Annotated in this window: 7 protein-coding genes and 1 pseudogene; 3 read left to right on the top strand and 5 right to left on the bottom strand. The window is 43.6% G+C overall.

What is annotated here, in order from left to right; translation table 11 throughout:
- Positions 1-361 precede the first annotated feature (361 nt).
- Positions 362-976 carry a TetR/AcrR family transcriptional regulator gene (locus DC345_RS25325; RefSeq protein WP_113055560.1) on the bottom strand — a complete coding sequence of 205 codons (615 nt, stop codon included), beginning with the start codon at positions 974-976 and terminating at the stop codon, positions 362-364.
- Positions 977-1,320: 344 nt separating this feature from the next.
- Here DC345_RS25325 and DC345_RS25320 point away from each other — a divergent pair, with 344 nt between their 5' ends.
- Complete coding sequence (locus DC345_RS25320; RefSeq protein WP_113055559.1) at positions 1,321-2,253, top strand: alpha/beta hydrolase family protein; 933 nt, start codon at positions 1,321-1,323, stop codon at positions 2,251-2,253.
- Positions 2,254-2,696: 443 nt separating this feature from the next.
- On the opposite strand, the gene DC345_RS25315 is transcribed toward DC345_RS25320, so the two are convergent.
- A complete protein-coding gene (locus DC345_RS25315) occupies positions 2,697-4,949 on the bottom strand; it encodes an InlB B-repeat-containing protein (protein WP_113055558.1) in 2,253 nt (750 codons plus the stop codon).
- A 470-nt stretch (positions 4,950-5,419) separates the two neighbouring features.
- Between DC345_RS25315 and DC345_RS25310 the strand changes: the two genes are divergently transcribed.
- Complete coding sequence (locus tag DC345_RS25310) at positions 5,420-5,608, top strand: hypothetical protein (protein ID WP_146752161.1); 189 nt, start codon at positions 5,420-5,422, stop codon at positions 5,606-5,608.
- A 230-nt stretch (positions 5,609-5,838) separates the two neighbouring features.
- Positions 5,839-5,990 (top strand): annotated as a pseudogene (locus DC345_RS32265) (IS30 family transposase); the annotation flags it as partial.
- 105 nt (positions 5,991-6,095) lie between these two features.
- Here DC345_RS32265 and DC345_RS25300 read toward each other — a convergent pair.
- The 3 genes from DC345_RS25300 to DC345_RS25285 all read right to left on the bottom strand — a co-directional run bounded on the left by DC345_RS25300 (position 6,096) and on the right by DC345_RS25285 (position 10,580).
- Positions 6,096-7,055 carry an L-threonine 3-dehydrogenase gene (locus tag DC345_RS25300; protein ID WP_113055556.1) on the bottom strand — a complete coding sequence of 320 codons (960 nt, stop codon included), beginning with the start codon at positions 7,053-7,055 and terminating at the stop codon, positions 6,096-6,098.
- Between the two features lie 37 nt (positions 7,056-7,092).
- Positions 7,093-8,283 carry a glycine C-acetyltransferase gene (locus DC345_RS25295; RefSeq protein WP_113055555.1) on the bottom strand — a complete coding sequence of 397 codons (1,191 nt, stop codon included), beginning with the start codon at positions 8,281-8,283 and terminating at the stop codon, positions 7,093-7,095.
- Between the two features lie 899 nt (positions 8,284-9,182).
- On the bottom strand, positions 9,183-10,580 hold the full coding sequence (locus tag DC345_RS25285) for a catalase (RefSeq protein ID WP_113055553.1): 1,398 nt from the start codon (positions 10,578-10,580) through the stop codon (positions 9,183-9,185).
- Positions 10,581-10,848 lie beyond the last annotated feature (268 nt).

Genomic DNA, 10,848 nt, shown 5'->3' with positions numbered 1-10,848 from the left:
TTAATTGGGGTTGGGTTGCTTATGGTATTGTCTCATGGATAGACTATCAAGGAAACACTAACATTTCTTTTACCCGAAACCACTTTTCAAGTTACTCTGACTCCTGATACAAAAATCGCTATTTAAAGGGGAGTCTTATATTAATCTTCTCTTATCACGCCACATGAGTTGCATCATAAAACGATTGAACTTCTCCTTCTTAAGTAATGGAGCGGGTACCATGCGTAATTTTTATTTTCCTACAAACCGAAACTCTCGATATCCCCTTCAAAAAGCGCACTAGTAAACATTCCAACCAAAGGTGTTTACTAGTGCGCTTCTGATCACTTCATCACAAAAAAAGAAAGGATTCTGTCAGATGTTAACGGTTCGCGCGGTAACGCAAACCATCTACTAGAAGAGAAACGATATTTTTTGCATGTTCTATATCACCGTTGTCTACTGCCGTACATAGGCTTGCTACGGCCCACAACAATTCATCTGGTGTAATCTTGGTACGTACTTCTTCTGCAGCTGTTGCTTTTTCAATCAAAGTCTTCAGAACCGGACTTAATTCCTCTACAAAGCAAATTGGTAAGGATTCGTATGCCGGATCATTAGAATGTAGAGCTGCAGCGAGTCCGCGTTTAGTTGCTATGAACTCCAAGTAACGCAACATCCATCGCTCCAATGCCTCAACAGGTTTATATTTATCAGCTAAGTCTACTGCAGCATCTGCACAAGCATCGATTTCCTGACGAAAAACAGCTTCAATTAAGTCTGACCGTTGTGGAAAATGACGGTAAACAGTGCCTACCCCTACGCCAGCCATATCCGCAATCTCACGAACTGGAGCATCTACCCCCGAAGTTGCGAACACTGTCATTGCTGATTGAAGCAAGGCATTAATGTTGCGTTGTGCATCGGCACGTACGCTTCTAACTCTCTGCTGACGAGGCTCCAATCCTTCACTGTGATCTTCCGTTTTGTCGTTCATATAAGTTATATCCCCCATAAGTTAATTCTACATTATGTCAATGAAATTTTGCTACTGTTCTATTCTTAATATTAACAAGACATAATCATAGCTTCAAACTAAAGAGTATTCCATATCAAATTGGACATTGAAAAAGGCCTGTAGAATCCACTCACATTACATATCTCAGGTATTATAAGCTCATTGTCCAACAAGTCTTCCAGGGAATTTCAATAAAATATATTGCAAATGGAACATCGTTCCGAATATAATAGGAACAACGTTCCACTTATGATCTGTTGTAGCAGAACAAAGTCGAATTCATAAATACTAATTGTTTAAAGAGAAAGGAAGGAATATTTAATATGAAAATCAATATGAGCGTTCCCTCTACCATCGTCTCTGTGAAGTCGATAGCATTAAAAGCACCAGGTCGTGGTGAAGATTTGTTAGTGAAAATATCCGCCCCAACAACTGGCGATAATTTGCCAATTATTCTTTTCGCACACGGTAATGGATCTTCGCTTGACGGCTATAGCCCTTTGACCGACTTCTGGGCTGCTCACGGTTTCGTGGTCATTCAACCTACGTTCCTCGATTCCAGAACTGTTGGCCTTACTCATGACGATCCCCGTAAACCACGGATTTGGCGTTACCGAGTCGAGGACATGAAGCGAATCCTCGATAATTTAGACCTTATTGAATCTGCCGTACCAGGCCTTAGCGGACGCACTGACCGAAGCCGAATAGCAGCAGCCGGACATTCCTTCGGCGGCCAAACGGCGGGCAACCTCTTGGGATTGCGAGTCTTCGACCCGGAAACTAAGAAAGACGTGGACCTGTCCGACTCGCGCATCAAAGCGGGCGTGCTGTTCGCCACCGCTGGGCAAGGTGGCGACAACCTGACACCATTCGCGGCCGAGAATATGCCGCACTTGAACGTGAGCTTCACGCACATGACAACACCCACGCTTGTGATCGTCGGGGACCAGGACTACACTCCGCAAAAGTATCAGTTGACCATCCGCGGTCCGGAATGGATGTCTGACCCCTACTTCTTAAGCCCGGGTGCCGAGAGCCTGCTCACCCTATTCGGTGCAGAGCACTCACTTGGCGGAATTCCAGGTTATGAGGTTACGGAAACAACAGATGAAAATCCAGAACATGTAGCCTTAATTCAGCTGGTCTCATGGGCTTATCTTTGTCATGCTCTCGATATTGAACATGACAGCTGGTTGGCAGTTCAAAAGTCTTTGTCAGAAGATACAAATCCAATCGGTCGAATTGAATCCAAGTAAACTTTAACAAGAGCAGGTACGCACCTTTACCCATCTATCACTGGGAATGGAGAGTCCATGCTTTACATCTAACATGAAGGATAATATATAGCGAGGAAGGTAGGAAATCATTTCGATCTGTATCCCAGATTTGGGGCAAAAATTGCTTCAGTTCTTAGAAACCTTTTTACAATACAAAGGTCGTTAATTAAGCGCATTTTGTGATTTTCATCTCACCACAACAGTTCTGTCATGATAATATTAGATAGCATTCTAATCCGAAATGACACAATGTTTTTGTCTTTTTCGGCAAAGAAATCAAGTTCTTGTCCTTAGCTTGGAACAAGAACTTGGTTCCTTAAAACAGAAAAAGCCACATAATAGTTACCTGAATGGAATAATGTTCTTGTCCCGCTACAATACGCTTCGCCGTAACACCTATAGAGCAGATTGGAAACATTATCCTATTTTAAATTCAACGCTCTGTACAACATTGCGACAATCTCTGCTCGTGTTACTGGTTCATCCGGCCTAAATTTCCCATTATCGCCTAGCACAATTTCATTTTCCGCTAAAGCAGCGATATAAGCATAACTCCAATGTGATGTAGGCACATCCTGGAAAGTACTAACTCCATCTTGCTCTAGCTTTAGAGCTAGCGTCACAATTTTAGCCATTTGTGCTCGAGTCAAAATAGAAATTGGATGAAACTTTCCACTAGAACCATCGACAATACCTGCTTGTTGTAATGTCAAAATGGCTTCATAGTACGAATTATTTGGATCTACATCAAAAAAAGTAGCGGCCTGTCGCGTTGGCTCGAACTCAAAAGCACGATAGAATAACAGTGCCACTTGCTGGCGTTGAATGAATTCATTCGGACGAAAGGAACCGTCTGGATACCCTGTAATAATCCCTTGACCAGCTAGTTTCCCTATCATTTCATTTGCCCAATGATCGATAGTATCATTAAAGGTCATAATCGGCTGCTCTGGAGTTGTGTTTGCAATCCATTTCGCATACAGTTTCGTATCTTTTGTCACACGGTCCGTTGCTATATCCCACAGATTGATCAAAGCATCCTCTTTATACCACCCGCCAAATGTAAAGCCATTCTTCACAGGAATCGGTAACCCTGCCAACTTTGTATTATATGCAACTGATAGATTACCTAAAAGGTCCCCACCATTCGACTCAAAATACACGAGTGAATTTTGGGGTAAGCCTCCTCCACTACTACTTTTTACAACCCACTTCGCATAAAGTGTCGTGTTCTCCGTTATCAAATTATTCGTGAAATCCCACCGATTCGTCAGCGCAGCTTCTTTATACCAATTATCGAATGTATAACCCTGTTTGGTTGGGGCTGACGGTTCTGTTGCCTTTGTGTTGTAGTCGACCATCTCTGATGAGAGCGTACTTCCTCCATTCGTGTTAAATGTCACTGCATACTGCTTGGCTTTCCACTTTGCATACAATGTTGTTGACTCATTTACTACCTCATTCGTGAAATCCCACCGATTCGTCAGCGCAGCTTCTTTATACCAACCATCGAATGTATAACCCTGTTTGGTTGGGGCTGACGGTTCTGTTGCCTTTGTGTTGTAGTCGACCATCTCTGATGAGAGCGTACTTCCTCCATTCGTGTTAAATGTCACTGCATACTGCTCGGCTTTCCACTTTGCATATAATGTTGTTGACTCATTTACTACCTCATTCGTGAAATCCCACCGATTCGTCAGCGCAGCTTCTTTATACCAACCATCAAATGTATAACCCTGTTTGGTTGGGGCTGACGGTTCTGATACCTTTGTGTTGTAGTTGACCATCTCTGATGAGAGCGTACTTCCACCATTCGTGTTAAACGTCACTTCATGCTTCACTACCTGCCAATTGGCATAGAGAACTAAATCCCCGGAGATTGTTTTTACTCCACCAACACTATAATCCGTACCGCTACCATCCTGCTCCGTATTCCATCCCCTAAACGTAAAGCCTATTTTCTCCAATGATCCTTGGTCTTTTACAATAAATGTATTAGTCGTCTTTCCTGTGTAATCCTCTGAGACTCCGCCACTCGTTTGCCTATTCCCATCATATGTAATTTGGTTCGCTATCTCTTCGAATGCTAACCCATTACTATCAGCGTAATCCTTAGTCTTTGATGGAATAACGCCCAATATCTTAGTACCGTTAGGTATAGAATTTTGCAATAGTACTGTATCAGAACCAAAAATCGTTATCGTTTTTAAGTTGTTACCGCTAAATGCATCTTCCCCTATTTCCTTCACACTGCTCGGTATCGTTATACTTGACAGATTATTATTAGAGAAAGCATAATATCCAATCCATTCAAGCTGATTGGAAAGAGTTACCGATGACAGCTTATTATTCTGAAATGCTGCATAAGCTATTAATTTAATATTACTTGACATATCAACAGAGGTTAGTTGTTTATTTTGAAATGAATACAACCACATTGTAGTGACAGGCTTTCCACCTAGCGTAGCTGGAATAACCAAATCTTTTCTATTAGAATTTGAATCTCCATAAATAGTTACTCCACCTGGGTAGTAATAATCTGTTACCACGCCTATGTCGTTATCACCATATTCAAAATCATCCTCTACACTACTTGCAAATACCATATTCACATTAAATAGTAATAGGCAAATAAAAAGTGGAATTATGGTTATTATTAATATAAACTTACGCATCTTTTCATATATCTCCTTTTCATTTTAAAAGTAAATAAAGCGTTATTGAATATCCCACAGCTTTCTTTTATGGACCATTATGTGGATTATCTTCGACTCCACCAAAACATTTTAAAGCCAACTATAGGAAATTGTAGTCCTACTAAAGTAGTATGCCGCAAGAATTTTCGCCCTACTTATGATACGGTTAAGCTTAATGACAATACTTGCGAAAAATAAGAAGGAGCTTTTCACGGTGTGACAGCTCCTAGGATCCAATTAATAAACGTAAACAATATTCCCTAACCGTTCGGTGGTATTCAGATCTAGGTTATAGGTCGGAAGGATAAAACTGTAGAAAAAGACTAAATATTTCGTTTCTCATACTCAAACGGATCTTCATTAAAGTGAATTTCATGAAAAAATCCCATATACGAGATATCTTCTTCTTAAGCAAAGACAAGGAACACGATATCATAGTTGTTAAATCCGTGGACACTGACAGACCTTATATCACAGATGAAGAAATGCTTGCAGAAGAGCCAGTTAACTCTGAAATTCAACCGCAGAGTGTAGGCGCAGTGGCAGGTTGTCTTGGAGCAGGGCTTGGCATGGGTGTACGGCGGCTTATATTATTGCGGTTCCGTGCGGTGGTTCGTGTGCAGTACCGACACCAGTGACTGCTCCGGTATGTGCTGCATGTATTGGTGCATATGCAGTTCATCATCTCAATTGCTCTGTTGTTTAACTCCCCAATAGGAAATGTGTTGAAGATGGTTACTGCTGCTTCAATACTATCTTTTATTATTTTTGCTGTTTCGGCTTTGGTATTTCGTCGGCGATTAGATAATGAAAAAAGAGAGTAATATATTTATACTTCCTCGATTTAGGACGAATGATACCCAAGCACTATTCCTCCTGGCAACAGGCTCAAATGAGAATGCCGATGGTCTTTTGAGAGAATTATTTCCTAAAGGCACGGATTTCGCTCAAATGACAGACGAAGCTTTATGCCGTGTTCTTTATCTGATAAGCCACAGACCACGGAAATGTCTGAGCTAAAGGATGAAAAAAGAAGCTGCAACAAAAGGTCCGGGTAACGCTAAACCTGTTGATACAGCTTCTTTTGTATTTCTACTCGCTTTGCACAGCGAATTCATAATAACTTTAAGCCTTGCGAAGCATTTGTCTCTCGCTTAGCTGTGAAAGCATATCTTTCGTCATGGCCTTCAGGTCGTAGCGGGCATGAAATCCCCATTCTGTTTTCGCTGCCGTCGCATCAATGGAATGCGGCCAGCTATCGGCAATCGCCTGTCTCTTCGGATCAACGTCATAATCGAGGATAAAGCCGGGAAACTCATCCCGAATCGCTGCAGCGATCGCCTCCGGATCCACGCTCATTGCGGTGACATTAAATGAATTTCGGTGTATCAACCGGGAAGAATCCGCTTCCATCAATTCGATGATAGCGTTCAGGGCATCCGGCATATACATCATGTCCATGTTTGAGTCCTTGGCGATATAAGATGTATACCGGCCAGCCGTCACAGCTGCGTAGTAAATTTCCACCGCGTAATCCGTCGTTCCTCCGCCGGGAGGCGTCATATAAGATATCAAACCCGGGAATCGCAGCCCCCTAGTATCTAGGCCATATTTGTGAAAATAATAATCACAAAGCAGTTCGCCGGACACTTTGTTCACGCCGTACATCGTATTGGGCCTCTGGATCGTATCCTGCGGGGTATTGTCTCTCGGAGTCGAAGGACCAAAAGAACCAATGGAGCTTGGAGTGAAAAATCGGCAGCCGAGCTCCCTGGATATTTCAAGTGCATTCATCAATCCGCCCATATTCAAATTCCAGGCAAGCAGCGGTTTCTCCTCTGAGGTAGCCGACAGCAGCGCAGCCAAATGGATGACGGTATCAACTTCGTAACGCTTGGCGATTTCGAACATCGCCTTATCATTCGTCACGTCCAGCAGCTCGAATGGCCCGGATCGGGTAATTTCGTGGGCTGATGACCTGAGATCCGTAGCAACAACGTGATCCGCACCATAAATTTCACGTAATTTAACAACCAACTCAGAACCGATTTGGCCCAGTGCTCCGGTCACCAAAATCTTGTTCATAAGACATCCCTCCCGAAATATACTCCCGCGAATGCAGCTAAATCAGCTTCATTTCCTTGCCAACTTTCTCATAAACGGAGATTACCTGGTCGAGCATCTCCTTGGTATGGGCAGCTGTCGGCATGTTGCGTATTCTTCCAGTTCCTTTCGGAACCGTCGGAAACAGGATTGCCTTGGCGTAAACGCCTTCTTCATAGAGCCGTTTGCTGAACTGTTGGGTGGTCACTTCATCACCAATGATACAAGGTGTGATCGGCGTTTCGCTTTGGCCTACATCATATCCAAGCTGGCTCAAGCCATTTTTCAAATGATTTCCGTTCTCCCACAGCTTCTCGATCAGCTCTTTGTCATTCATCAAAATGTCGACAGCAGCGCTGCAAGAAGCGATTGCAGCCGGAGGTAGCGATGTCGAGAACAGAAACGGACGGCTTCTCAGCTTCAACCATTCGATCAGTTGTTTTTTCCCCGCCACATAACCGCCGACAACGCCGATCGCCTTGGAAAGAGTACCAATTTGAAAGTCAATGCGGTCGGACAAACCAAAATGCTTCACGGTCCCCGCACCCGCTCCGAGAACGCCCGAACCGTGGGCATCATCCACATAAGTAATCAGATCGAATTCTTCTGCTATTTTCACGATTTCGGGCAGCTTTGCTATGTCACCATCCATGGAGAAAACCCCGTCGGTGATGACCATAATTTTATGGTACTGACCGGATTCCTTGGCATCTTTCGCCTTCTGTCTTAAATCATTCATATCCGAATGCTTAAATCGAATCACCTTGGCTCTCGACAGGCGGCAGCCATCAATAATCGAAGCGTGGTTTAGCTCATCTGATAAAATCGCATCATGCTGGTCCATTACCGCCGATATAGCAGCCATATTACAGTTAAATCCCGATTGATACACGATAACGGCTTCCGTTTTTTTGAAACGGGCCAATTTTTCTTCAAGCTCAATATGAAGATCCATCGTACCATTAATTGTTCTCACAGCTCCTGCGCCTGCCCCGTATGTCTGCGCCGCCTTAACTGAAGCATCAATCAGGCGATAATCTGTTGCCAGTCCCAAATAGTTATTGGAAGACAAATTGATTAGGGACTTTCCGTCGATACGAATAACAGGACCATTTGCACCCTGCAGCGTATCGATGACGTTATATAGACCTTTAGTCTTTAGATCTTCAATGTTCGAACTTAAAAATTGGTCCAATGCTTGACTTGACATTCCATTCCCTCCTCGATACACGTATGTCCTCGTACAAGAGACATAGTATTTCTCCAAAAAACCCTGTTATAAAAGGAATTAAACTAATTTCAATGTATCATCTTTTTTATTCTTTGTACACATGTGGCGGACAAAAAAATAAAAATATCCGCAAAAAAACATAGCGGTTGCTTCCCCCATTCCCGGAAGCAATCGCTACTCAATCTTTGCTTATATCTTTGCTGCTCCGTAACTTCTTGTGCAGCCATTATTTCTTTTGCTTATTCCTTTAAATCAATCCACGATGTCGTGTTCGACACCATCGGCGGCAACACATTGTCGCGTTGCCCCGACACGCAAGCACTCCTTGAACGAACCTATTTTTCAAGCCCTTGCGCAAAGGGATACTGCCTTAGCAAAAATAATCATGCAATATTTTCAATGGAACATCAATGAAGGTGTCGTCAGCATCGCGAAGGGCTGGCAACGGTGAAGCACGTACAACACCCGTCGCTCTCAACATTTGCTGCTGTATTCCATATCATTATAATCCGGTTGCCGATGCAGTATTTTACTTGAACCAATGGACCCGCTTTACTAGAACATTTCGTTGATGTGACATACCCTCCATCTTTACAGCTCTTTTATGATGAATATACACGGGTATATTTATTAAATCCTATAGATTCTGTGCACTCTTTCTAGAGCATCACATTACTTTTTTGGTTCATATCACCGACCACTCGTATTGGTATTTTCTTAATATCGGTAGTCGGACTAAGTTCTTGTCTTCGGCTCAGGACAAGAACTTAGTCCGATAAAATTAAAAAGCCGCTAAAATAGCGACTTCAATGGGAATATGTTTTTGAACCCCGACATTTGATCGTCCTCATTCTTCTACTTCATATAATTTATATGAATCATCCCTTCTTCAGTGCGGCGATCTGGCGTGCTACCCTTTCAGCTAATGTTGCATCAGCCTCGAATAAATACCCCAACACAATCCTCTGGATCTCATGAGAAGCCGCCGATAAGTCATCAGCGATATTCTGAACAAGATGATCCTGCTGAACTTGTGTTAGCGATTGGTAGAATTGTCCCGCTTGCGTGAAATTATCAGCCTTCGAAATATCGGATCGAACGAGCCGGCCGGCTACATAGCGCCCTTCCCCGTTCGTTACCTGATCCGTAGGTGACCAGTTTGCTTGATGGTTAATCGGAATTTTGCGAAAATTCGATCCAAGCCGATGCCGCTGTGAATCCCAATAAATATTACTACGGCCTTGCAGCATTTTATCATCGGACAGCTCAGCACCATTCAGAAGATTGGACGGGGAGAATGCCAGCTTCTCGACCTGCTCCTGATAATTCGTAGGGTTCGTATCCAAGACGAGTCGACCAACTGGCAGCAGCGGGAAATGACGTACATCCCACACTTTCGTGTCATCCAACGGATCGAACGACAGCATTGCCTCATCCTGTGGGTTCATCAACTGCACATAAAGCCCATATTGGACTGGTGTACCTTGGGAGATCGTGTCATATAGATCTTTACCCGAATAATCAGGGTTCTCGCCGGCCAAACGAGCCGCTTCTTCCGCATCAATATATTGCTCTCCAGCAAGCGGAATCCAGCGATATTTGACGTAGAAGCGTTCGTTTTGTGCATTTCTCCAAACATATGTGTTAACACTGTGCCCAGGCATATGGCGGAGACTCTTGAGCGTCCCTTCGTCCGAATATAGTCGTACAACGAAATGGGTTGCCTCTGGTGCTCTAGCAACGAAACCCCAGAATCGATTCGGATCGATGAGATTGTTAACGGGTGATGGCAGAAAAGCATGAATTGACTCAGGAAACCGGATCGGGTCCCGTACGAGGAATACAGGGATATGATTACAGAGCAGGTCGAAAACGCCTTGCTCGGTATAAAATTTAGTAGAGAATCCACGCACGTTGCGGGATGTATCGGGTGTCCCCTTGTTGCTGACCGCAAGTGAGAAACGCACGGTAACGGGTACCCGTTGTCCCGGCTGCTGTAAGAAGCACAGGTTCGTATAAGCGGCCATCGAGTGAAGGGTTTCAAAATAACCCAAGGCTCCAAATCCCTTTACGTGGACCGGGCGCTCCAATATTTTTTCGTGGACAAAGGTTTCAAGTGTTTCATGCAGCATGCTGTCCTGTTCCAAAATCGGTCCCCGTTCTCCTACTGTCTGCGAATGGTGTTCCGGCGACTGCTTAGCATGCCATTGTGATTGTACGTTGCCACCCTGCCAGTTTCCACCGTTTGCGTGATTGTTAGCTTTGTTACCGTCCATTGATCCGCCCCCCCATATCTACATTGTCGGGGATATATATGCATGGCTATGTACGGATATGTCAGCATGTCTGTCTCAAACTTATAACGAGAAAATACTGGGACGATCCTTAACTTGGGACTAGAACATGTACCGATAAAATTAAAAATCCGCTAAAATAGCGACTTCAATGGGACCATGTTTTTGTCCCTGGACAATACATTTTTCTCCTTCTTCATTTTTATATGATGTTGTTGTCCATCCATCTACAAATGATTTGGTCTCCTCC

This window comes from Paenibacillus taichungensis (assembly GCF_003287275.1).
Classification (GTDB): Bacteria; Bacillota; Bacilli; order Paenibacillales; family Paenibacillaceae; genus Paenibacillus; species Paenibacillus taichungensis_A.
Note: the sequence above shows the minus strand (reverse complement) of the source record. Positions and strands in the feature narration are given on the sequence as shown.

Bases quoted from the DNA above. Each gene is read 5' to 3' on its own strand.
- DC345_RS25295 (WP_113055555.1), bottom strand. From the start codon at position 8,283: ATGTCAAGTCAAGCATTGGACCAATTTTTAAGTTCGAACATTGAAGAT.
- DC345_RS25325 (WP_113055560.1), bottom strand. From the start codon at position 976: ATGAACGACAAAACGGAAGATCACAGTGAAGGATTGGAGCCTCGTCAG.
- DC345_RS25315 (WP_113055558.1), bottom strand. From the start codon at position 4,949: ATGCGTAAGTTTATATTAATAATAACCATAATTCCACTTTTTATTTGC.
- DC345_RS25300 (WP_113055556.1), bottom strand. From the start codon at position 7,055: ATGAACAAGATTTTGGTGACCGGAGCACTGGGCCAAATCGGTTCTGAG.
- DC345_RS25285 (WP_113055553.1), bottom strand. From the start codon at position 10,580: ATGGACGGTAACAAAGCTAACAATCACGCAAACGGTGGAAACTGGCAG.
- DC345_RS25320 (WP_113055559.1), top strand. From the start codon at position 1,321: ATGAAAATCAATATGAGCGTTCCCTCTACCATCGTCTCTGTGAAGTCG.